At 57.3% G+C, this 23,413-nt stretch carries 23 protein-coding genes; 13 read left to right on the forward strand and 10 right to left on the reverse strand.

The window, feature by feature from the left end; all coding sequences use genetic code 11:
- Positions 1–58: 58 nt before the first annotated feature.
- The 4 genes from gyrB to dnaA form a co-directional block, all read right to left on the reverse strand.
- Positions 59–2,467, reverse strand: coding sequence for a DNA topoisomerase (ATP-hydrolyzing) subunit B (gene gyrB / locus S7A_RS04385; protein ID WP_009088286.1), 2,409 nt, complete (start codon positions 2,465–2,467; stop codon positions 59–61).
- An 18-nt stretch (positions 2,468–2,485) separates the two neighbouring features.
- Positions 2,486–3,571, reverse strand: a complete 1,086-nt coding sequence (gene recF, locus S7A_RS04390; RefSeq protein ID WP_009088288.1) for a DNA replication/repair protein RecF — start codon at positions 3,569–3,571, stop codon at positions 2,486–2,488.
- A gap of 210 nt (positions 3,572–3,781) precedes the next feature.
- Positions 3,782–4,882, reverse strand: coding sequence for a DNA polymerase III subunit beta (gene dnaN, locus S7A_RS04395; RefSeq protein ID WP_009088289.1), 1,101 nt, complete (start codon positions 4,880–4,882; stop codon positions 3,782–3,784).
- Positions 4,883–4,886: 4 nt separating this feature from the next.
- Positions 4,887–6,302, reverse strand: a complete 1,416-nt coding sequence (dnaA, locus tag S7A_RS04400; RefSeq protein ID WP_009088291.1) for a chromosomal replication initiator protein DnaA — start codon at positions 6,300–6,302, stop codon at positions 4,887–4,889.
- A gap of 597 nt (positions 6,303–6,899) precedes the next feature.
- Between dnaA and rpmH the strand changes: the two genes are divergently transcribed.
- The 6 genes from rpmH to S7A_RS04420 all read left to right on the forward strand — a co-directional run bounded on the left by rpmH (position 6,900) and on the right by S7A_RS04420 (position 11,581).
- Positions 6,900–7,040 (forward strand): 50S ribosomal protein L34, encoded by a 141-nt coding sequence (gene rpmH, locus S7A_RS20685; RefSeq protein WP_003849659.1) that lies wholly within the window; start codon positions 6,900–6,902, stop codon positions 7,038–7,040.
- A gap of 14 nt (positions 7,041–7,054) precedes the next feature.
- Positions 7,055–7,414, forward strand: coding sequence for a ribonuclease P protein component (gene rnpA / locus S7A_RS04405; protein ID WP_008926396.1), 360 nt, complete (start codon positions 7,055–7,057; stop codon positions 7,412–7,414).
- Positions 7,378–7,635 carry a membrane protein insertion efficiency factor YidD gene (yidD, locus tag S7A_RS20690; RefSeq protein WP_008926397.1) on the forward strand — a complete coding sequence of 86 codons (258 nt, stop codon included), beginning with the start codon at positions 7,378–7,380 and terminating at the stop codon, positions 7,633–7,635. The genes rnpA and yidD overlap by 37 nt, the downstream gene beginning before the upstream one ends.
- A 2-nt stretch (positions 7,636–7,637) precedes the next feature.
- Positions 7,638–9,284: a membrane protein insertase YidC gene (gene yidC / locus S7A_RS04410; RefSeq protein ID WP_009088294.1), complete on the forward strand. Its 1,647-nt coding sequence runs from the start codon at positions 7,638–7,640 to the stop codon at positions 9,282–9,284.
- 91 nt (positions 9,285–9,375) lie between these two features.
- Positions 9,376–10,740 (forward strand): tRNA uridine-5-carboxymethylaminomethyl(34) synthesis GTPase MnmE, encoded by a 1,365-nt coding sequence (mnmE, locus tag S7A_RS04415; protein ID WP_009088296.1) that lies wholly within the window; start codon positions 9,376–9,378, stop codon positions 10,738–10,740.
- Positions 10,741–10,990: 250 nt separating this feature from the next.
- Positions 10,991–11,581 carry a malonic semialdehyde reductase gene (locus S7A_RS04420; protein ID WP_009088297.1) on the forward strand — a complete coding sequence of 197 codons (591 nt, stop codon included), beginning with the start codon at positions 10,991–10,993 and terminating at the stop codon, positions 11,579–11,581.
- Positions 11,582–11,659: 78 nt separating this feature from the next.
- On the opposite strand, the gene S7A_RS04425 is transcribed toward S7A_RS04420, so the two are convergent.
- The gene (locus S7A_RS04425; protein ID WP_009088299.1) at positions 11,660–12,127 is read right to left on the reverse strand and encodes a helix-turn-helix domain-containing protein; all 468 of its coding nucleotides are present in this window, start codon (positions 12,125–12,127) and stop codon (positions 11,660–11,662) included.
- 144 nt (positions 12,128–12,271) lie between these two features.
- A complete protein-coding gene (locus S7A_RS04430; protein ID WP_009088301.1) occupies positions 12,272–12,640 on the reverse strand; it encodes a DUF4440 domain-containing protein in 369 nt (122 codons plus the stop codon).
- Between the two features lie 200 nt (positions 12,641–12,840).
- Here S7A_RS04430 and S7A_RS04435 point away from each other — a divergent pair, with 200 nt between their 5' ends.
- On the forward strand, positions 12,841–13,590 hold the full coding sequence (locus S7A_RS04435; protein ID WP_009088303.1) for a 4'-phosphopantetheinyl transferase superfamily protein: 750 nt from the start codon (positions 12,841–12,843) through the stop codon (positions 13,588–13,590).
- Between the two features lie 41 nt (positions 13,591–13,631).
- On the opposite strand, the gene S7A_RS04440 is transcribed toward S7A_RS04435, so the two are convergent.
- On the reverse strand, positions 13,632–14,945 hold the full coding sequence (locus S7A_RS04440; protein ID WP_009088305.1) for an NCS2 family permease: 1,314 nt from the start codon (positions 14,943–14,945) through the stop codon (positions 13,632–13,634).
- Positions 14,946–15,097: 152 nt separating this feature from the next.
- Between S7A_RS04440 and yieH the strand changes: the two genes are divergently transcribed.
- Entirely contained in the window at positions 15,098–15,757 is a 660-nt protein-coding gene (gene yieH / locus S7A_RS04445) for a 6-phosphogluconate phosphatase (RefSeq protein WP_009088307.1), read from the forward strand.
- A gap of 8 nt (positions 15,758–15,765) precedes the next feature.
- Positions 15,766–16,698 carry a GlxA family transcriptional regulator gene (locus S7A_RS04450; protein WP_009088309.1) on the forward strand — a complete coding sequence of 311 codons (933 nt, stop codon included), beginning with the start codon at positions 15,766–15,768 and terminating at the stop codon, positions 16,696–16,698.
- Here S7A_RS04450 and S7A_RS04455 read toward each other — a convergent pair.
- Positions 16,683–17,678: an acyltransferase gene (locus S7A_RS04455; protein ID WP_009088311.1), complete on the reverse strand. Its 996-nt coding sequence runs from the start codon at positions 17,676–17,678 to the stop codon at positions 16,683–16,685. The two genes, S7A_RS04450 and S7A_RS04455, sit on opposite strands and share 16 nt — an antisense overlap.
- A gap of 220 nt (positions 17,679–17,898) precedes the next feature.
- Here S7A_RS04455 and glyQ point away from each other — a divergent pair, with 220 nt between their 5' ends.
- A complete protein-coding gene (gene glyQ, locus S7A_RS04460) occupies positions 17,899–18,810 on the forward strand; it encodes a glycine--tRNA ligase subunit alpha (protein ID WP_003849680.1) in 912 nt (303 codons plus the stop codon).
- Positions 18,811–18,819: 9 nt separating this feature from the next.
- Entirely contained in the window at positions 18,820–20,889 is a 2,070-nt protein-coding gene (gene glyS / locus S7A_RS04465; protein ID WP_009088313.1) for a glycine--tRNA ligase subunit beta, read from the forward strand.
- A gap of 603 nt (positions 20,890–21,492) precedes the next feature.
- Here glyS and S7A_RS20700 read toward each other — a convergent pair.
- Positions 21,493–21,702, reverse strand: coding sequence for a SymE family type I addiction module toxin (locus tag S7A_RS20700; protein WP_009088315.1), 210 nt, complete (start codon positions 21,700–21,702; stop codon positions 21,493–21,495).
- A gap of 368 nt (positions 21,703–22,070) precedes the next feature.
- On the opposite strand from S7A_RS20700, the gene S7A_RS04470 reads away from it, so the two are divergent.
- Both S7A_RS04470 and S7A_RS04475 read left to right on the forward strand, forming a co-directional pair.
- Entirely contained in the window at positions 22,071–22,355 is a 285-nt protein-coding gene (locus S7A_RS04470; RefSeq protein ID WP_009088317.1) for a DNA-damage-inducible protein J, read from the forward strand.
- Positions 22,352–22,651, forward strand: a complete 300-nt coding sequence (locus S7A_RS04475) for a type II toxin-antitoxin system RelE/ParE family toxin (RefSeq protein WP_009088318.1) — start codon at positions 22,352–22,354, stop codon at positions 22,649–22,651. The genes S7A_RS04470 and S7A_RS04475 overlap by 4 nt, the downstream gene beginning before the upstream one ends.
- Positions 22,652–22,787: 136 nt before the next feature.
- On the opposite strand, the gene S7A_RS04480 is transcribed toward S7A_RS04475, so the two are convergent.
- Positions 22,788–23,399, reverse strand: a complete 612-nt coding sequence (locus S7A_RS04480; protein ID WP_009088320.1) for a glutathione S-transferase — start codon at positions 23,397–23,399, stop codon at positions 22,788–22,790.
- Between the last annotated feature and the right edge of the window lie 14 nt (positions 23,400–23,413).

Raw genomic sequence — 23,413 nt, forward strand, 5'->3', positions numbered from 1 at the left:
CGCGGCGGCATAAAAAAAGGCCATCACCGGGGTGATGGCCTGTCTGGTCTGCGACCGATCAGATATCGATATTGGCTGCTTTCAGCGCATTCTCTTCGATGAAGGCGCGGCGCGGTTCAACCGCATCGCCCATCAGCGTGGTGAACAGCTGGTCAGCACCAATGGCATCTTTGATGGTGACGCGCAGCATACGACGGCTGTCCGGATCCATGGTGGTTTCCCACAGCTGATCCGGGTTCATCTCGCCCAGACCTTTGTAGCGCTGAACAGAGAGGCCGCGACGCGACTCTTTAACCAGCCACTCAATCGCCTGTTCGAAGCTGGCCACCGGCTGACGACGCTCACCACGTTCAATGTAGGCATCCTCTTCCAGCAGGCCACGCAGTTTGCCGCCAAGATCGCAGATTTTGCGGTACTCCGGTCCCTGAATGAACTCTGCTTCCAGCGGGTAGTCGGTATCCACACCGTGGGTGCGAACGCGCAGAACCGGCTCGAAGAGGTTCAGCTCGCGGTTTTCGCGAACCTGGGCCAGATAGGTGCTGCCGTGCGCTTCGCGTTCAGTCAGATAGCTCACCAGACCGTTCAGCCAGGTCGTGACCTCCGCTTCATTGGTCAGATCGCTCAGCGTGTCGTGATAAATCAGCGCGCGCAGCATGGCCATCGGATAACGGCGCTCCATACGCTTGATCATCTTCTGCGTGCTGTTGAAGTCAGAGACCAGCGTCTCCAGCGGCTCACCGCCCAGTGCCGGAGCGCTGGCGTTGGTGTGCAGCGTGGCACCATCCAGCGCGATGGCGATCTGATACTGATCCATCGCCTCATCATCTTTGATGTACTGCTCCTGCTTGCCTTTCTTCACTTTGTAGAGCGGCGGCTGGGCAATATAAACGTGGCCGCGCTCAATGATTTCCGGCATCTGACGATAGAAGAAGGTCAGCAGCAGGGTACGGATGTGTGAACCATCAACGTCGGCATCGGTCATGATGATGATGCTGTGATAGCGCAGCTTGTCCGGGTTGTATTCGTCGCGGCCAATGCCACAGCCCAGTGCGGTGATCAGCGTGGCCACTTCCTGAGAGGCGAGCATCTTATCGAAACGCGCTTTCTCAACGTTCAGGATCTTACCTTTCAGCGGCAGGATCGCCTGGTTTTTACGGTTACGGCCCTGTTTGGCCGAGCCGCCTGCGGAGTCACCCTCCACCAGGTAGATTTCAGAGAGCGCCGGGTCGCGCTCCTGGCAATCCGCCAGTTTGCCTGGCAGGCCAGCCAGATCCAGCGCGCCTTTACGGCGGGTCATCTCGCGGGCGCGACGGGCCGCTTCACGGGCGCGCGCGGCGTCGATGATTTTACCGACCACGATTTTGGCGTCTGCCGGGTTTTCCAGCAGGTATTCCGCCAGCAGTTCGTTCATCTGCTGCTCAACCGCCGATTTCACCTCTGACGAAACCAGTTTGTCTTTGGTCTGTGAGGAGAATTTAGGGTCCGGTACTTTCACCGACACGACGGCAATCAGGCCTTCACGGGCATCGTCACCGGTGGCGCTGACTTTGGCTTTCTTGCTGTAACCCTCTTTATCCATGTAGGCGTTCAGGGTACGGGTCATCGCCGCACGGAAACCGGCAAGGTGCGTACCGCCGTCACGCTGCGGGATGTTGTTGGTAAAGCAGTAGATATTTTCCTGGAAACCGTCGTTCCACTGCAGCGCCACTTCCACGCCGATGCCATCTTTCTCGTTTGAGAAGTAGAAAACGGTCGGATGAATCGGGGTTTTGTTTTTGTTCAGGTACTCAACAAACGCCTTGATGCCACCTTCGTAGTGGAAGTGGTCCGTTTTGCCGTCACGCTTATCTTCCAGACGGATCGAAACGCCTGAGTTCAGGAAAGAGAGTTCACGCAGGCGTTTCGCCAGAATGTCATACTCAAAATCGCGGACGTTGGTGAAGGTTTCGTAGCTCGGCCAGAAACGGACGCGGGTACCGGTTAAATCGGTATCGCCGGTCACCGTCAGCGGCGACTCGGGAACGCCGTGGACGTAAATCTGCTGATGCACTTTGCCTTCGCGACGAATGGTCAGCTCCAGCTTCTGCGACAGGGCGTTAACGACCGAGACACCCACGCCGTGCAGGCCGCCGGAGACCTTGTAGGAGTTATCATCGAACTTACCGCCCGCATGCAGAACGGTCATGATCACTTCAGCAGCGGACACGCCCTCTTCTTCGTGAATACCGGTCGGAATGCCGCGTCCATCATCCTGCACCGAGACGGAGTTATCCGCATGGATGGTGACCACAATGTCACTACAGTGACCAGCGAGCGCTTCGTCGATTGCGTTATCCACGACCTCGAATACCATGTGATGCAGACCGGTACCGTCATCGGTATCGCCGATATACATGCCCGGGCGTTTACGTACCGCATCAAGCCCCTTCAGGACTTTAATACTGGAGGAGTCATAAGAATTCGACATCAACGTTTCTCGCTCATTTTAATCTTCAGGTTGAACCGCTATTTTACCCTGTTCCACGCGGAACATCTTGCCCTTTTCGTCGCTCATGTCGATTACATGTCCGGCCGAAATGGCGCTGACAAAGACCTGAGCCTGGGTGGCTTTTAACCGTTCCGCCAGCAGGCGTCGGCGGCTCTCATCCAGCTCAGAAGCAAAGTCATCAATGAGGTAAATACAGCGGCGTCCGCTCTGGCTTGTCAGGAACTCGCCCTGTGCCAGACGCAATGCACACATCAGCAGCTTGAGCTGCCCGCGTGAGAGTAAATCTTCCACCGGCGTCCCTTCAGCCCGGATTCGAAAATCCGCTTTATGGGGGCCGCTGGCGGTGTAGGTCAGTGCACGATCGCGCTCAAAGTTACGTTCCAGCAGCTCGCCATAGTCGCTCTCTTTGTCCCAGCCGCGCTGGAAGGAGAAGCGCAGGTCAAATTCCGGCAGGAACTGGCTGCAGGTGCCGGTGATTTCGGCGGAAATGGCGGCACTGTATTCCGCCCGCCACAGGCTGATCTGTTCAGCCAGCGGCACCAGCTCCTGATCCCAGGGACGGATCTGGCTGTAGCGGGTGACCTGACGCAGCGCGGCGTTGCGCTGCTTAAGCAGGCGACGCAGGTTATTCCAGGCGTTGAAAAAGCCAGGCGTATTATGGAAGCAGCCCCAGTCAACATAGGCTCTGCGGTATTTGGGGCCGCCATTGAGCAAACTAAAGCCTTCGGGCGTAATTAATTGCATCGGCAACAGCTGTGCCAGCTCGGCGACTTTGTGACCGTCGCTGCCATCAATGCGCACTTTGCTGTCACCGGCCCGGTTTTTGGTCAGTCCGACCGAAATTTCCCGCTCTTTGCTCTCGAGCCGTCCGTGCAGCACAAAGGCCGCCTCGTCGTGACGGATGACGCGCCCCGCCTGCAGGCTGCGAAACGACCGGCCATGCCCCAGCGTATGGATCGCCTCTAACACGCTGGTTTTGCCGCTGCCGTTGACGCCGACCAGAAAATTAAAGCCGGGAGCCAGTTGCAGGTCAGCCTGTTCGATATTACGAAAATCTTTAATAAGAAGGCGGGTTAAAGCCATGAATCAGTCCAGCGTGAGGGGCAATGATCGGGATAAAATGGGTTTTGCCTTGTAAAAATTCAGGATTTACCAGCACCAAACCAGGCCGTCGGCGTCGCAGCTACGTTGCGCCCCGCCAGCGCAGGGCCACCGGAGCGCACTGAAGTACGTGAGGATGGCGAGCACTGCCGGGGCGCAACGTAGCAAGTAAGCCAGGCCGATATATAACACCTACAAGCGCATGGGCATGACGACATAGGCCGCAGCAGGACTCGCCACATCCTCAATCTGCACGCTCGACACCGAATCGGTCAGCAGCAGACGCACGTTCTCACATTTCAGCGCGTTCAGCACATCCAGCACGTAACTGACGTTAAAGCCAATCTCCAGTTCGGTGCCGTTATAGCTGACATCCAGCATCTCTTCCGCCTCTTCCTGTTCAGGGTTATTGGCGGTGATCTTCAGCTGGTTTTCGGTGATATAGAGGCGCACCCCGCGGAACTTCTCGTTGGAGAGGATCGCCGCACGGGCAAACGCCTGTTTGAGCAGGTCACAGCCCGCTTCCAGCACTTTGTCGGGATTCTTCGGCAACACGCGGCGATAATCGGGGAAACGGCCATCAACCAGCTTAGAGGTGAAGATGTAGTCGCCGACGTGTGCACGAATATTGCTGCCGCCTATCTGCACCTGCAGCGGCGTCTCGCCGCCATCCAGCAGACGCAGCAGCTCAATCACGCCTTTGCGCGGCACAATCACCGAATGACTCGGCAGCGCCTGGCCAACCGGCATTGAGCAGACGGCCAGACGGTGACCGTCCGTCGCCACGGTGCGCAGTTCTTCCCCTTCGGTTTCAAACATCATGCCGTTGAGGTAGTAACGCACATCCTGATGCGCCATGGAGAACTGGGTCGCTTCGATCAGCCGCTTCATCGTCGCCTGCGGCAGGGTGAATTCGACTTCACTCTGCCAGTCGTCAAGATTCGGGAAGTCACTGGCGGGCAGGGTGGACAGCGAAAAACGGCTGCGTCCTGAGCGCACCAGCATGCGATCGCCTTCCAGCGCCAGCGTGATCTCTGCGCCATCCGGTAAGCCACGACAGATATCGAGGAATTTACGCGCCGGAACGGTGGTCGCGCCAGGCTCATGCGCCTGCGTCAGCGCCACGCGTGCCACCATCTCCATTTCCAGATCGGTACCGGTCAGCAGCAGCGAACCTTCTGTTACCTGCAGCAGCAGGTTTCCGAGGATTGGCAGCGTTGGACGCCCGCCCAGCGGGCCACTTACTTGTTGCAGCGGCTTCAGCAGCTGCTCACGTTCAACAATAAATTTCATAGCGTCACGAAGATAATGTTCTGATGAGATTAGAGAAATCTTCTTTGATATCGTGGCTCTCTTCACGCAGCTGCTCAATCTTGCGGCAGGCGTGAAGCACCGTTGTATGGTCGCGTCCCCCAAAAGCGTCGCCGATTTCCGGCAGGCTATGGTTCGTCAACTCTTTCGCCATCGCCATCGCCATCTGGCGCGGACGTGCAACCGAACGCGAACGGCGCTTGGAAAGCAGATCGGCGACCTTGATTTTGTAGTACTCAGCCACGGTCTTCTGAATATTATCGATGGTGACCAGCTTTTCCTGCAGCGCCAGCAGATCGCGCAGCGCTTCACGCACGAAGTCGATCGTAATCGCCCGACCGGTAAAGTTGGCGTTGGCGATCACGCGGTTCAGTGCGCCTTCCAGCTCACGCACATTGGATCGTAAACGCTTGGCAATAAAGAAGGCGACTTCACCCGGCAGGCGGATGTCATTCTCATCCGCTTTTTTCATCAGGATCGCCACCCGCGTTTCCAGCTCAGGCGGCTCGATCGCCACCGTTAACCCCCAGCCGAAACGGGACTTAAGACGATCTTCCACCCCGTTGATCTCTTTGGGGTAACGATCCGAGGTGAGGATGATCTGCTGATTGCCCTCTAATAAGGCATTAAAGGTGTGGAAGAACTCTTCCTGCGATCGCTCTTTATTGGCAAAGAACTGAATGTCATCGATCAGCAGGGCATCCACTGAACGGTAATAGCGTTTGAACTCTTCGATCGCATTGTTCTGCAGGGCCTTAACCATGTCCTGCACAAAACGCTCGGAGTGCATGTAAACCACTTTTGCATTGGGTTTACGGGCAATGATGCCGTTACCTACCGCATGCAGCAGGTGCGTTTTACCCAGACCGGTGCCGCCATACAGAAACAGTGGGTTATACGCGCCGCCGGGATTATCCGCCACCTGACGTGCCGCCGCGCGCGCCAGCTGGTTGGATTTACCCTCGACGAAGTTATCGAAGTTATGACGGTTATTCACATTCGAGCGGTAGGTCACGTCGGCCGGTGCCGGCACATTATCCCAGCTGGGACGCACGATCTGCGTCGGTGCCGGACGAACATGGCTCTGCACGGGCATCACCGGTGCGCTGACGCTGGCCATGACCGGCTGGCTGACCGCTGCCGCCTGCTGCTGAACCGGGCGCGTGCCGACTTCAAAACGCAGCGCGGGCACGTTCGGGCCACAGAATTCATTCAGCAGCGCATTGATACTATTGAGGTATTTATCCCGGACCCAGTCGAGTACGAAGCGATTTGGAGCATACAAGGCAAGCGTATTGTCGTTTAACTCAGCCTGCAGTGGACGGATCCACATGCTGAATTCGGTGGCAGGAAGCTCATCCTGCAAACGGGCAAGACACTGTTGCCAAAGCGTAAGTGACACGGCGGACTCCACTCGTACAAATTCGATAAGAATAGTAGGCGTTACTCTAAGAAACGTTCATTTTTTGACACAGACGAAAGAAAGCGCCTGCGACCGCTATCAGCGGTTTTCCAGCCTGCAATCAGCGGAGGATCGTCAGCGGAAGGGCGGATCATAGCGCAAAGCGAGACAGAGATCTTCCCTTTCTACACAGTTTTGATCCTTTTTATCCACAGGTCTGAGGCGCGCAAAGAAGTTTACGCCAGTTGCCGGAAAAACCCGCAGGGATCTGGCGAAAAGCGTCAGAATTTCGGACGATGTCTCGTTTTATCCCCACGATCCCGCCCCCCGATCGTAATAAGATCCCGTACGATCCTTGCGCTTTAGAGCGGAGCCCGTATAATTCCCCACCCGACATTGCGCCCCAAAGCAAAATGTCGGAACTCAGCGGGCTGTATGCGGGTTTTCAGGTACCGTGCCACGCGAAGTAAATTGACTCGGGACTGTACAATTATTACAATCCCGCCTCTTTATTAAAGACACATTGAGGCGTCGGTCGATTTACTGGCCCGAAACGCGTCACCCAGTGAAAATTTTCAAGTTTAGGTAGAAACCGCCATGAAACGCACTTTTCAACCGTCCGTACTGAAGCGCAACCGTTCACACGGTTTCCGTGCTCGTATGGCAACAAAAAATGGTCGTCAGGTTCTGGCACGTCGTCGTGCTAAAGGCCGTTCTCGTCTGACCGTTTCTAAGTAATAAAGCTAGCCCTCATGGGTAAGCTCGCATTTCCCAGGGAGTTACGCTTGTTAACTCCCACTCATTTCACTTTCGTCTTCCAGCAGCCACAACGGGCTGGCACGCCGCAAATCACTATTCTCGGCCGCCTTAACGCGCTGGGGCATCCCCGCATCGGTCTTACCGTCGCTAAAAAACATGTGAAACGCGCCCACGAACGCAACCGGATCAAGCGATTGACCCGCGAAAGCTTTCGTCTGCGTCAACATGAACTGCCGTCGATGGACTTCGTGGTGGTCGCGAAGAAGGGGGTTGCCGATCTGGATAACCGTATGCTGGCGGAAGCGTTGGAGAAATTATGGCGTCGTCACTGTCGCCTGGCGCGCGGCTCCTGATCGTCCTGATACGCGTCTATCAACGCGGTATCAGTCCATTACTGGGACCACACTGTCGGTTTCACCCGACCTGCTCTCATTACGGAATTGAGGCGTTACGCAGGTTCGGCCTGATAAAAGGCAGTTGGTTGACATTAAAACGCGTATTAAAATGCCACCCCTTGAACCCGGGTGGTGACGATCCTGTGCCGCCAAAAACCTTTGATACCAGAGAACATTAACGATGGATTCGCAACGCAATCTCTTTCTCATCGCTTTTCTGTTCGTGACCTTTATGATCTGGCAAGCCTGGCAGACGGACCACGCTCCGCAGCCACAGCAGACGCAGACCACACAGGGCACCAACAGCGTAGCGGGTGATACCGCCAGTCAGGGTGTACCGGCCAGCGGTCAGGGCCAGACGATCACCGTTAAGACCGATGTCCTGTCATTAAATATCAACACCCGCGGCGGTGATGTAGAACAGGCACAGCTGCTGACTTTCCCGGACAAACTGGGTTCTGACCAGCCGTTCCAGCTGCTTGAAACGACGCCAGCCTTCCTTTATCAGGCGCAGAGTGGTTTAACCGGCCGTAATGGTCCGGATAACCCGAACAACGGTGCGCGTCCGCTGTTCACCACGGCACAGGATCACTTCGAGCTGGCTGATGGCCAGGCTGAACTGCGTGTGCCGATGACCTATACCGCTGAAAATGGCGTGGTTTACACCAAAACCTTCATCTTCAGGCGTGGCGAATATGCCGTTAATGTCGACTATCATGTCAACAACACCACCCAGCAGCCGCTGGAAGTGTCGCTGTTTGGCCAGCTGAAGCAGACTATCGATCTGCCTAAGCATCGTGATACCGGCAGCAACAACTTTGCACTGCATACCTTCCGTGGCGCGGCGTACTCCACCAGCGAGTCGAAATATGAGAAGTACAAATTCGACACCATCGCGGATAACGAGAACCTGAACACCACCACCAGCAATGGCTGGGTGGCGATGCTGCAGCAGTACTTTGCAACCGCATGGGTTCCGCGTACCGAAGGCACCAACACCCTTTACACCAGCAACCTGGGTAACGGCGTGGCGGCGATTGGCTATAAATCTGCACCGGTGACCATCGCGGCAGGCGCACAGCAGAATCTGGGCGCAACCCTGTGGGTCGGCCCGGAAATTCAGGACAAGATGGCTGCTATTGCGCCGCACCTTGATCTGACCGTGGATTACGGCTGGTTGTGGTTTATCTCTCAGCCGCTGTTCAAGCTGCTGAAATTTATCCACAGCTTCATCGGTAACTGGGGCTTCTCCATTATCGTGATCACCTTCATCGTGCGCGGCATCATGTACCCGCTGACCAAAGCGCAGTACACCTCGATGGCGAAGATGCGCATGCTGCAGCCGAAAATTCAGGCGATGCGTGAGCGTCTGGGTGATGACAAGCAGAAGCAGAGCCAGGAAATGATGGCGCTGTATAAAGCAGAGAAGGTGAATCCGCTGGGTGGCTGTCTGCCGCTGGTGATTCAGATGCCTATCTTTCTGGCGCTCTACTACATGCTGTCAGGCTCGGTTGAACTGCGTCATGCGCCATTCATTCTGTGGATCCATGACCTGTCTGCGCAGGACCCGTACTACATCCTGCCGATTCTGATGGGCATCACCATGTTCTTCATTCAGAAGATGTCACCGACCACCGTGACCGATCCGATGCAGCAGAAGATCATGACGTACATGCCGGTGATCTTCACCGTCTTCTTCCTGTGGTTCCCGTCAGGTCTGGTGCTGTACTACATCGTCAGCAACCTGGTCACCATTCTCCAGCAGCAGCTGATTTATCGCGGCCTGGAAAAACGTGGTCTGCATAGCCGCGACAAGAAGAAAGCGTAAGCGATCCAGCGCGGGAGCCATCCCGCCCTATATAGTCTATTCTCAGGCGGTCAAAGCGACCGCCTGTGTTTTTTGTAGCGAGAGAAAATTTATGAGCCACAGCGATACCATTGTTGCCCAAGCAACACCGCCCGGACGCGGCGGCGTCGGCATTCTGCGCGTCTCTGGCGCACAGGCGGCAGAGGTCGCCCGCCAGCTGCTGGGCAAACTGCCTAAGCCACGCTACGCCGATTATCTGCCGTTTACCGACAGCGACGGCAGCGTGCTGGATCAGGGTATCGCGCTGTGGTTCCCTGGCCCCCACTCCTTTACCGGCGAAGATGTGCTGGAGCTGCAGGGCCACGGCGGCCCGGTGATCCTCGACCTGCTGCTGAAGCGCATCGTGGCCCTGCCAGGCGTGCGGATTGCTCAGCCGGGTGAGTTTTCCGAACGGGCGTTCCTGAATGACAAGCTCGATCTGGCGCAGGCCGAAGCGATTGCCGATCTGATTGATGCCAGCTCCGAACAGGCCGCTCGTTCAGCCGTTAACTCGCTGCAGGGCGCTTTCTCGGCCCGTATTCATCATCTTGTGGAAGCACTCACGCATCTGCGCATCTACGTCGAAGCCGCGATCGACTTCCCGGATGAGGAGATCGATTTCCTCTCTGACGGCAGAATTGAAGCGCAGCTGAATACGGTGGTCAGTGATCTGGATGCCGTCCGTGCCGAAGCGCGTCAGGGCAGCCTGCTGCGTGAAGGGATGAAGGTGGTGATTGCAGGCCGGCCAAATGCCGGTAAATCGAGCCTGCTGAATGCGCTGGCGGGCCGTGAAGCCGCCATCGTGACCGACATTGCGGGCACCACCCGCGACGTGCTGCGCGAGCATATTCATATTGATGGCATGCCGCTGCACATCATCGACACCGCCGGTCTGCGTGAGGCCAGCGACGAAGTGGAGCGCATCGGGATTGAGCGCGCCTGGCAGGAGATTGAACAGGCGGATCGCGTGCTGTTTATGGTGGACGCCACCACCACCGATGCCACCGAAGCGGCGGCCATCTGGCCCGATTTCGTTTCGCGTCTGCCGCCACAACTACCGATCACGGTCGTGCGTAATAAAGCGGATGTGACCGGTGAGTCTCCCGGTCTGACGGACGTCAATGGTCACTCACTGATTCGTCTGTCGGCACGCACCAGCGAGGGCGTCGATGCGCTGCGGGATCACCTGAAGCAGAGCATGGGCTTCTCCGGCAATATGGAAGGCGGCTTCCTGGCGCGTCGCCGTCATCTGCAGGCGCTGGAGTTAGCGGCAACCCACCTGCAGCAGGGCAAAGCACAGCTGCTCGGCGCCTGGGCGGGCGAGCTGCTGGCTGAAGAGCTGCGCCTTGCTCAGCAGGCGTTAAGCGAGATCACCGGCGAGTTCACCTCTGACGATCTGCTGGGACGCATCTTCTCCAGCTTCTGTATCGGTAAATAATCCCTCTGGCCTGGCGGCGTAGGCTGTCAGGCTGGCTTTCCCGCCGTGCGCGTTCCTCCGTTATTCCCCTCTCTGCAGTGATTCTTGCCGATATGTTATTTTGCGGCGGCACGCCATTATCGTATAACGGTAGAGGCGCCGATCTGATGTGCCGCCGTGAGCGATCCCGCTCCCGCCGCATCAGGCCGCAAGCCGACCCTATACGTGAAGCTATTCGGGCGAACCTTTTCGCCTGCTACAGGAGAGTTGCATGAGTACACCGCTCGATAAGACCGCTCTGGACACGCTGTTTAACGACGCCCGCACCCACAGTTACTGGCAGGATAAGCCGGTCGATAATGTCCTGCTGGAACAGCTCTATACCTTAACGGCTCTGGGGCCAACGTCGGCAAACTGCTCGCCTGCGCGTTTTGTTTTTGTGACCTCAGCGGAGGGGAAAGAGAAGCTGAAACCGGCCCTCTCTTCCGGCAATCTGGACAAAACCATGAGCGCACCGGTCACGGTGATTGTGGCGTGGGATCGTGAGTTCTATGAGCAGCTGCCCGCCCTGTTCCCGCATGCTGATGCGCGCAGCTGGTTTACCGGCAGCCCGGAAGCGGCAAAAGAGACGGCTTTCCGTAACAGCAGCCTGCAGGCGGGTTACCTGATTCTGGCGGCCCGTTCGCTGGGGCTGGATGCCGGTCCGATGTCCGGTTTTGATCCGGCGAAAGTGAACGACGCCTTCTTCCCGGACGGTCAGTATCAGGTCAACCTGCTGATCAATCTCGGCTATGGTGAGTCATCAAAACTGCATCCACGCCTGCCGCGTCTGAGCTTTGAGCAGGCAAGCCGTTTCGCCTGATGCTACCCGCGTCGCGATCCGCATCGCGACGCGCATGAACCGCACAGCCCATCATCAGAGACTCCCCCTGTGAACGCCTCAGCGGCGCAGTATCTTCTGCAGGCGCTTTTGCTGCCAGCGGTCCGCCAGCCCATGAAAAACAAAGGTCCGCATCGCGCGGATGAACAGCAAGGCCCCCCAGATAATCGCCACCCAGCGTGCCCAGTGATTGCCAGGCGCCGTCACGCCGTTAAGCGCGAAAAGCAGTGCGCAGATGACCACCGCGGTGATCAGGGAGCGATAAAAGCGTGCTTCCTCCGCGATCCTGCTGCGCGCATCAACAATCCGCTGATCCAGCGCCGGATTCTCGCCATTCTGCGGATCGGTCAGATCACTGACGCTGACCTCAAAGACCGCAGCCAGCGCACTCAGCGTCTCCAGACCCGGCCGCTCGCCATTTTCAATCCGCTGTACAGTACGGGTGCTTAATCCGGCCAGCTCTGCCAGTTGCTCCTGTGACCAGGCGCGGGCCAGGCGCAGTGCTTTAAATCGGTTGATGCTGCTCATTCGCGTTCTCCGTTGAATCGACAGGAAGAAAAGTGTGCGGCAGAAAGCCCGGCAGCAACACGATCCGGACCCGACAGCATCATGACACCCGCACGACAGCGGTGTCACCGTGTGTAAAACTCTTTCCGGGAACGGATGATGAGGTCAGGGTTCACGCATCAAATCCGGTTCCGATGCAGGTGTTCCCTGATGAAAAACCATACGCCAGGTTTGCCCCTCACGCACCCAGTGCGAGGCACGCAGTGCGGCCCTTTGACCGTCAGCATCCCAACTCCGGTAGTGCAGTATCAGACTCACCTCGCTTGTTCGCACCAGCTGAAAGCCACTGCTGAGCATGACGGGCTGTGGCTCTTCTTTTATCAGTGCTTCAATGGTTTGCGCCCGGGTGATAAAAATTCCTGAACGGGTTATCTCACAAAATTCAGGATGGAGTATCTGTTCAAGCCATGGCCGCTCGCGGCGCTGAGAACCGTGCAGGCTACGCTCTCGCTTCACCATCTCGTCCAGCAACATAGTTCATCCTCTTCTTACTCCGCATCCAGAGTTCGCAACAGTAATTTCTTTTAACTGTGATAATACTGTCCGCTTTGCCCCCGTGAATCCGTTCGTCCTATTCCGAATTTAGCCCAATCCGTGCGTTGCCGGGTGCATTAAGTTAAGAAAATTCTTACAATGCCTCTGATGATTATCTGACCATTTTCACGGAGCGACAGATGGCTGGTCATTTTGTACGCTGGACGGGTGACCCCGGTTTCCCGGCCAGTGAGATGCACATTCCCCAGGCAATCCGGGACACGGCACAGCAGTTTGCTGAAAAACGCCGTGGACGCTTCCTTGCCGCGCGTATCCTGCTGGCACAGCTGATGCAGCGGATTTATGGCATCAATGAGCTGCCGCGCTTAACCATTCAGGATAACGGACGGCCCGCCTTTGCCGACCGCGATCTGCCCGATTTCAGCATCGCCTATGCGGGTAATACCGTAGGGGTGCTGCTGGCTGAAGAGGGCGGGCGTGCCGGTCTGGATATGGAGATTGTGCATGCGCGGAGCCGTCAGACGCAGGAGCAGCTGATTCAGGGGCTGACCTCCGGCGAAATCGCCTGGATCAATGCCCAGCAGGATGCGATGGAAGCGGTGACCCAGATCTGGACGCTGCGCCAGAGCATTCTCAAGCTGACGGGAGAGGGCGATCGGGGGCTGGATTCGCTGCGTCTGCTGCCGGGTGCAGGGCGGCTGCGGTCGTCGCTCTATCCCGATATTCAGGTAGTCTGCGATGCAGAGCCTGTGCTGGTCTGGTCGTGTGCGCTCTCATCCGCGACCCAGCGGCTCTATCTGTGGGAGATGGATAACGCCTTTCAGTGGCGCGCATTACGGGAAATGGAGATGGGCAAGCCCAATATCGGGCCGCATGCGCTGCGGCTGACCAGCCTGCCCAGCGAGCGCAATCTGCATCCTGAGATGTGACAACGCCGCAACCGGTGGGTTGCGGCGCTCAGTCACTGCGCTCAGTGCGCGTCGATAAAGACAATCTTCAGTACGAACAGCAGGGCAACAATCACCACGCAGGGGCTGATCTCACGCCAGCGCCCGGTGCCCAGCTTCATCACGCAGTACGCGATAAACCCCAGCGCAATGCCTTCGGTGATAGAAAAGCTGAACGGCATCATGGCGGCGGTGACAAATGCCGGAACGGCTTCGGTTAAGTCATCCCAGCGCACGCGCGACAGGCTGGCCGTCATCAGCACACCCACGTAAATCAGCGCGCCCGCCGCGGCGTAGGCCGGCACCATGGCCGCCAGTGGTGACAGGAAAGTCACCAGCAGGAACAGCAGGCCGGTGACGACCGCCATCAGGCCGGTACGGCCACCAATCGCCACCCCGGAGGAGCTCTCGATATAGGCGGTCACCGAGGAGGTGCCCGCCAGCGCGCCACTCACTGAACTGATGCTGTCGACATACAGCGCCTGCTGCATGCGCGGGAAGGTGCCGGTTTCATCGGTCAGGCCCGCTTTATCGGTGACGCCAATCAGCGTGCCGGAGGAGTCGAACAGATTGACCAGCATAAAGGAGAAAATTACCCCGGCCATGCCGATATTGAATGCGCCTTTGATATCGACCTGACCGACCACCGACGTTACCGACGGTGGTGCGGAGAAGAGGCCGACAAACTTCACATCGCCCAGCATCCAGCCGATAGCCGTGGTGATCACCATGGAGATCAGCACCGCCGCGTGGATATTACGCGACGCCAGAATGGCGATAATAAAGAAGCCCAGCGCGCCCAGCAGCACGCTGTGCGAGGTCAGGTTGCCTACGGCCACCAGGGTATCGGGGTTAGCCACAATAATGCCCGCATTCTTCAGCCCCATCATGGCGATAAACAGGCCGATACCGGCGGTAATGCCGACGCGCAGGCTGAGCGGGATATTGGCAATCATCCAGTAGCGGACCCGCAGCAGCGTCAGGATCAGCAGGCCGACCGCACCCCAGAAAATGGCGCCCATGCCGACCTGCCAGGAATACCCCATCGCCCCGACCACCACAAAAGCGAAAAAGGCGTTCAGTCCCATAGCGGGTGCCAGCGCTACCGGCAGATTGGCAAACAGGCCCATCAGAATGCTGCCGAAGGCGGCAATCAGACAGGTGGTGACAAACACCGCCTGCGTATCCATGCCCGCGACGCCCAGGATCTGCGGATTGACGAAGACGATATAGACCATCGTCAGAAAGGTGGTGATACCCGCGATCACTTCGGTACGCACCGTGGTGCCATGTTCCTGCAGCCTGAAAATGCGCTGCAAAACGCCTTGCTTGCTCATGCCATCCATCCAGAAGAAAAAATCATCGGCGCGTATCCTGGCGATTTTACCGGGGCAATACAATGATTTTTCGCAACCGATTGCCAGTCTCGCAATCTGTACGGAGTGCGGTAAAGTGAGGAACCCACACCTGAATCGAAGGATAGAATCTGATGTCAGTAGAATGCGTCTTTTTTGATTGCGATGGCACGCTGGTGGACAGTGAACTGCTCTGCACCCAGGCCTACGTGAATACCTTTGCCCGCTATGGCCTGACGCTGTCGCTGCAGGAGATGTTTGAAAAGTATAAGGGCGTCAAACTTTACGACATCATTCGTGATGTGGGTGAGGCGCATCAGGTGTCGCTGCCGATGGAGGAGGTCGAAACCGCCTACCGCGCGGAAGTGGCGCGACTGTTCGACCAGCAGCTGCAGCCGATCGCCGGTGCGAAAGCGCTGGTGGAGCAGATCAGGGTGCCGATGTGCGTGGTCTCAAACGGAACGGTAAAGAAGATGCAGCACTCGCTGGGATTAACCGGCATGCTGCCGCTGTTTGCTGAGCACCTCTACAGTGGCTATGACATTCTGCACTGGAAGCCCGATCCGGAACTGATGTACCACGCGGCGGAGCAGATGCAGGTGCCGATTGAGCGCTGCATTCTGGTGGATGACTCCGAAGCGGGCGCCCGCGCCGGGATCGCCGCCGGGATTCCGGTCTACTACTACTGCGCAGACGCGCATAATCCGGAACTGGATCATCCGCTGGTGACGCGCTTCGATGACATGGCGCAGCTGCCTGCGCTGTGGCGAGCCCGTGGCTGGGATCTGGTGTAGCGCGGCCCATGAGTCACACCGTCTGGTTTTTAACCCTGCCTGGCGTCATGGTGCTGGATCTGACCGGTCCGGCCGAGACGCTGAAACTGGCGGGCGATCATTTTACGCTGCGCTACATTGGCCCGCAGCCGGAGGTCGTCTGCTCCACCGGCATGACCATTGGCGGCATCGAACCGCTGCCGGAACAGCTTCCCGCCGACAGTCTGCTGGTGGTGCCGGGCGTCTATGACTCCCGGCACTGCTTCGCCACGCCGCAGGCCGCCGAGGCGCGCCAGTGGCTGATCCGCCAGCAGGCTGCGCTGCGCGCGCAGACCTGTATGCTGGTCTGCGTCTGCTCAGGTGCCCTGCTGGCCGCGCAGGCGGGGCTGCTGGATGAGGTTGAATGCACGACGCATCATGATGTGATTGCCCGTCTGAAAGCGGCCGCCCCGCATGCCCGGGTCAAAGAGAACCGTGTCTTTGTCGGGCACGGGAACATCTGGACCAGCGCGGGCATCACGGCGGGTATCGACCTGGCGCTGCATCTGATTAATCAGCTCTGCGACACGCCCACGGCACTGGCGGTGGCGCGTGAAATGGTGGTCTGGTTTCGACGCGCCGGTGATGATCCGCAGCTCTCGCCGTGGCTGCGTTACCGCAACCATCTCCATCCCGCCATTCACCGGGCGCAGGATCTGATGATTGCCCATCCTGAGCATGGCTGGACGCTGACCGAACTGGCCGGACGCACGCACGTCAGCAGTCGCCATCTGGCGCGGCTCTTTCGTCAGCATCTGGGGATCAGCGTGCGTGAGTATCACGAACAGCTGCGGGTGGGCGTGGCGCGTCAGCGGCAGCAGCAGGGAGAGTCCGCCGAGAAAGCGGCGCTGGCGGCAGGATTTTCATCGGCGCGCCAGCTACGACGCGCCCGTCAGCGCGAAGCCGATCAGCTGACAAAGTGACGGGTGTCGACGCGTTTCAGTGCCATGCCCAGCAGCAGGCTGCCGCCCAGCGTCAGCCCGAACACCCAGGGCAGGTCGAGCCACGGGCGTGACATGTCATCGTAGTGATGCGTGCGCAGATAGTGGATAAACAGCGCGTGAAAGCCGTAGATCGGCAGTGAATAGCGCGCAATCAGCGAAAAACCGGGCAGGGTGCGCTGGTTGAGACAGTTTTTAAACACCACCAGCAGGCTGATCGCGGCGATAAACACCAGCGGTCCACAGTAGAGATACCAGGTATCGTTAAACGCGCCATTAACGATCAGCGCCTTTTTGGTGCCTAGGGTAATGCCCGCCACACAGGCGATAAACAGCCCGGCGGCGAGCGGTGTCAGGCCGCGCCGGGTGGTCTCCATCGAACCGATAGCCCGCCCCAGCAGCGCATAGAGCAGATAGTAGATACTGTCGCCACTGACATAGAGATTCACCGGCAGAAAATGAAAGGGGCCCAGCGACTGGCTGACCGTATTCGGGTTGGCCAGCACCGCCAGCACCAGTACCAGCAGCGCCACATAGCGCGCCTGGACCGTTTTCACCTGAATCAGCGGCGACAGCAGATAGATACCGATCAGCGCAAAGAAGAACCAGAGGTGATAAAACACCGGCTTCTGCAGCATCTTCAGGATCGATCGCCCTTCGCTGATGGGGGTCAGCCAGGTGATATAGGCGAGTGACACGGCGCTGTAGAACAGCAGGCAGAGAACCAGCCGGAGCATATGGCGCGGCTGGGCGCTGCGCTCACCGAAAAAGAGGTAGCCGGAGATCATAAAGAACAGCGGAACGCAGACGCGTGAGGCCGAGTTCAGCAGATTAGCGGCATCCCAGGCGACCCCCTTTACCGCCATCGGCCCGGTGATGTACCAGGTGGTGGTGTGAATGACGATCACCATCAGGCAGGCAACCGCGCGTAAATTATCGATCCAGTAAATCTTCTGCGGCATAGCGTCCTCTTGCGCATAGCGTCCGTGCGGGAAAGGGTAGCCAAATGCGACCAGTGCAACAACTGCCGCCAGCAGGATTCAGACCCCTCTGTACACCAGCGCGCTGAATCCCCCTTAAACGGGCCGCTATCGTCCGGGATTTACGGCTGCACATCGCGCGGTCAAAGGGTATACTGTCGGCCTCTTTTTTTAATCCAACCGAAGCGCGTGCACACTTAACATGCAAAAGTTTGATACCAAGACCTTTCAGGGGCTGATCCTGACCTTGCAGGATTACTGGGCGCGTCAGGGCTGCACCATTGTTCAACCGCTGGACATGGAAGTGGGCGCTGGCACTTCACACCCGATGACCTGCCTGCGCGCACTGGGCCCGGAGCCGATTGCCGCCGCCTACGTGCAGCCATCACGCCGTCCTACCGATGGCCGCTACGGTGAAAACCCGAACCGTTTACAGCACTACTACCAGTTCCAGGTAATCATCAAACCTTCACCGGATAACATTCAGGAGCTCTACCTTGGCTCACTGAAAGAGCTGGGTATGGACCCGACGGTGCATGATATTCGCTTCGTCGAAGATAACTGGGAAAACCCGACGCTGGGTGCCTGGGGACTCGGCTGGGAAGTGTGGCTCAACGGCATGGAAGTGACGCAGTTCACCTACTTCCAGCAGGTTGGCGGCCTGGAGTGTAAGCCGGTGACCGGCGAGATCACCTACGGCCTGGAACGTCTGGCGATGTATATCCAGGGCGTCGACAGCGTTTACGATCTGGTGTGGAGCGACGGTCCGCTGGGCAAAACCACCTACGGCGACGTGTTCCATCAGAACGAAGTGGAGCAATCCACCTATAACTTCGAATACGCCGACGTCGACTTCCTCTTTACCTGCTTTGAGCAGTATGAGAAAGAGGCGCAGCATCTGCTGGCGCTGGAAAAACCGCTGCCACTGCCCGCCTACGAACGCATTCTGAAAGCGGCGCACAGCTTTAACCTGCTGGATGCCCGCAAAGCGATTTCGGTCACGGAGCGTCAGCGCTATATCCTGCGCATCCGTACTCTGACCAAAGCCGTGGCTGAAGCTTACTACGCCTCTCGCGAGGCGATGGGCTTCCCGATGTGCAATAACAAAAAGTAAGAGGCAGCCATGACTGAACAAACCTTCCTGGTGGAGATCGGCACCGAAGAGCTGCCACCAAAAGCCCTGCGCAGCCTGGCGGAAGCCTTTGCTGCGCAGGTTACCGCGGAACTGGATGCCGCGAACCTGAGCCACGGCGAGGTCAGCTGGTTTGCTGCACCGCGTCGCCTGGCGCTGAAAGTGGCGAACCTGAGCGCCGCACAACCCGATCGGGAAGTGGAGAAGCGCGGACCGGCCGTCGCTGCGGCGTTTGACGCAGACGGCAACGCCACCAAAGCGGCCGAAGGCTGGGCGCGCGGCAACGGCATCACCGTCGACCAGGCCGAACGTCTAGCTACCGATAAAGGCGAATGGCTGGTTTATCGCGCCCAGGTGAAAGGCGAAGCGGCTCAGACGCTGCTGCCAGCAATGATTGCTAACGCGCTCGGCAAACTGCCGGTGCCAAAACTGATGCGCTGGGGCGACAGCGATGTGCAGTTTGTCCGTCCGGTACACACGGTGACGATGCTGCTGGGCGATGAGCTGATCCCTGGCACCATTCTGGGCATTGAGTCAGGACGTCACATCCGCGGCCACCGCTTCATGGGCGAAAACGACATCATCCTTGAGAGCGCCGATCAGTATCCTGACGCGCTGGAAAAGCGTGGCAAAGTGATCGCCGATTATCAGACCCGTAAGGCGATGATCAAAGCGGATGCTGAAGCGGCCGCGCGCCGTTTAGGCGGCAATGCCGATATCAGCGACAGCCTGCTGGAAGAGGTCACGTCGCTGGTGGAGTGGCCAGTGGTGCTGACTGCCACCTTTGAAGAGAAATTCCTCAAGGTGCCCGCCGAAGCGCTGGTTTACACCATGAAGGGCGATCAGAAATATTTCCCGGTGTATGACAACGACGGTAATCTGCTGCCGAACTTCATTTTCGTCACTAACATCGAATCCAGCGATCCGCGCCAGATTATCGCGGGCAACGAAAAAGTGGTGCGTCCACGCCTGGCCGATGCGGAGTTCTTCTTTAATACCGACCGTAAAAAACGTCTGGAAGATCACCTGCCGCGTCTGGAAACCGTGCTGTTCCAGAAAGAGCTTGGCACGCTGCGCGATAAAACCGATCGCATTCAGGCGCTGGCGGGCTGGATCGCCGGCCAGATCGGCGCCGATGTGAATCACGCCACCCGTGCCGGCCTGCTGTCGAAGTGCGACCTGATGACCAATATGGTCTTTGAGTTCACCGACACCCAGGGCGTGATGGGCATGCACTACGCGCGTCACGACGGCGAAGCTGAAGATGTGGCGGTCGCGCTGAATGAGCAGTATCAGCCGCGCTTTGCCGGTGACGATCTGCCGTCCAGCCCGGTCGCCTGTGCGCTGGCGATTGCCGATAAGATGGATACCCTGGCCGGTATTTTCGGCATTGGTCAGCATCCGAAAGGCGACAAAGATCCGTTCGCGCTGCGTCGTGCGGCGCTGGGCGTGCTGCGTATCATCGTTGAGAAGAACCTGCCGCTGGATCTGCAGACCCTGACGGAAGAAGCGGTGCGTCTGTATGGCAGCAAGCTGAGCAACGCCCGCGTGGTGGATGATGTGATCGACTTTATGCTGGGTCGCTTCCGCGCCTGGTATCAGGAAGAGGGTCACAGCATCGATACGCTGCAGGCGGTACTGGCGCGTCGTCCGACCCGTCCGGCTGACTTTGATGCACGTATGAAAGCGGTGTCGCACTTCCGTACGCTGGAGGCGGCGTCAGCACTGGCAGCGGCAAACAAACGCGTCTCAAATATTCTGGCAAAAGCGACTGAACCGCTGAATGAGAGCGTGCAGGCGTCGCTGCTGAAAGAGAATGAAGAGATCCAGCTGGCGACCTTTGTCACCGCGCTGAGCAGCAAGCTGCAACCTTACTTCGCGGAAGGCCGTTATCAGGATGCGCTGGTCGAACTGGCACAGCTGCGTACCGCGGTCGATAACTTCTTCGATAAAGTGATGGTGAACGCCGACGATCAGGCGGTGCGAATCAATCGCCTGACGCTGCTGTCAAAACTGCGCGAGCTGTTCCTGCAGGTGGCGGATATCTCGCTGCTGCAGTAATCCTCTCTGGTTGAGGCAAAAAGGGACGAGCAATCGTCCCTTTTTATTTTTTCTGGTCTGCATTCTGCATTCTGCATCCTGCATCCTGCATCCTGCATCCTGCATCCGGCGGTCAGCGTGACCGTTTCAGCGACTGCTTTTTTTATGCTTAGGCTCTCGGGGGCGTGGCGTCTGGCAGAACGTGGGAATAGCGGCAGGTGGCGTAGTGCTTACTGATGGGCTGATGTCAGCGCTATTAGTGGGGCGGCATCAGAGGAGAAATTATAAGTAATAAGTTTGAGGATAAAGTTCATGAAAAATAAAAAAGCACCGGACAGACCCACTTTTACTGTTATCCTGTTAAGCACGATTTATTATGGATTTTGTTCTTTTCGTTTGTTTTCTTGATTAATAACGTAGTCATGAAGTTAATTACATCCGGAGACATTGATTTATCCAACAGGTCATTAAGCTACCTGTCTATTGTGAGTCTGATTATTGGCATAGCGTTGGCATCAGGAATAGGGCTCTTTGCCACGATAGAAGAACGCAAAGCCCGCAAATCTCCCCCATCATATCCACAATAATCCCGGCCCAATTGAGCCGGTATTCTTTACCTGCCAATCACTCCTCAGTCAGGCGAATAATCAGCTGCCCCTGCCCGACAATGATGCTCACCGGCTGGCCTATAATAAATCCCCACTGTTCCAGCCATCGTCCTTTAATAGTCAGTTGAGGTAATGGATTCGGTCTGCCGCCATTGGGACGATATCCGACGATACTTTTGCGTGCTTGGGGTACAGCGGGTTCTGACGTAGAATCTGTTCCAGCCATAATTAACTCCAGTTCAGTTAGTTGTGGTCAGCGGGCTGTTGGTGTTCCACCACCTTCAGCCCGCGCTAATAATCTCTCGTTATGCTCTTCCTTTGCAGTTTTCTCCTGTTCAAATATACACCGCCTGCTTTGTAAACTCGCTGAAAGCCAGGTAATAGATTGCGAGGCGTCTCTGAGAAACGGATTGTTTCTCCGTTTACCATTTCGTTTGCACCCTCTTCCCCCTATCCTCTTCAGCACCCGTAATCGGTTATTTAGTTCTATTTGCGTGGCGATTTCCGGCATCGCTTAAGCGTGAGATGAAGGTGACAGAGAAAAGGATGACAGGCATGATGACACCACAAATGACACCACGCGAGAGGCAGCTTATGAGTACTATCCACTTCAGGATTGATGACGACGTTAAACGACTTGCCATGCAGGCAGCCGAGCGACAGAAGAAGACGCTGACAGAGGTTATGCGTCAGCGAGTGGAAGAGCTGGCTGCTGAAGAGCGGCAATATCAGGATGGCCAACATGATGCATGGCTGGAACAGCAAATCACGGCGGCGTTCAGCCGTTATGATGCCGGTGAAAATGAGTTCATCAGTAACGATGAAATGAATGCCCGCATGGAAGAGCTGAAAGCGCAGGCCGCGCGGGGAACATTGTGATATCAGGCGTTCAGTGGGAAAAACAGGCGCAGGCTGACAGGGAGACGATATTTCGTTATCTGTATCGTGAGGCTGGCCTGCTGGTAGCCAGTGCAACAGACGATAAGTTTACCCGTATGGCCAGTCTGCTTAGCGAGAACCCGCGGGCCGGAATAAAAGTCGGCACAGAAAAACAATATAAACTGGTGGTGCCGCGCTTTCCGTTCATCATTATCTATGTTGCCGAAACAGAGGGAGTTCGCATTCTGCGGATACTTCACACATCCCGGAAAATAACAGGCCGCTATCAGCGATAGTCAGCCAGTTCATCCTGCGTCAGATTGTCAGGCCTGAGGACGTCGTCAGATAAAACGGCACGCTTCGGAGCTGGATTAGACCATTAGCCCCCCAACCGCACCTTTTGATTTTGTCACCTGCCCTCTACAGCACCCATCACGCCGCAGGCGGCGTTGTCATTGCAAAGCTCTCACGCTGAAACAGCGTTTCCGCCAGCTTCACCAGTGCCGGACGCTCAACACACCAGTTAGGCACCACGCGGCGGAAATTGAGATAGCCAATCATACAGCCGGTGGCGATATCCGCCAGATTGAGCTGACCGTTGTTGAGCCATTTTCCGTCTGCGGCTTTCGCTTCCAGCATGTCGAGGCTGCGCTGAATCTTTTCCCGATTGCGCACCAGCACCTCCTCTGACTGCAAATCCCCCGGCCGCAGCTGCTCGCGCACGATCACCAGTGCGGCATCGCAGATGCCATCCGCCAGCTTCTCCAGCTGACGGATGTTAAGCGACGCAAGCGGATCAGCAGGCAGCAGGGCAGGCTCTGCCCCGCGTAGTTCCAGAAATTCCGCGATGATGCTGGAGTCAAACCAGATTTGCTTATCGTCAGCGACCAGCGCCGGGACTTTGCCCAGCGGATTGTAGTGCGGTACGTGGCTGTCATCGCTGTAGGGCGAGGCGTTGACGAATTCAAACGTAATGCCTTTTTCCAGCATGATAATCGAAATCTTACGCACAAACGGGCTGGTATAGCTGCCAATCAGTTTCATCGGGTTCTCCGGAT

This window comes from Pantoea sp. Sc1 (genome assembly GCF_000255315.1).
GTDB lineage: Bacteria > Pseudomonadota > Gammaproteobacteria > Enterobacterales > Enterobacteriaceae > Pantoea > Pantoea anthophila.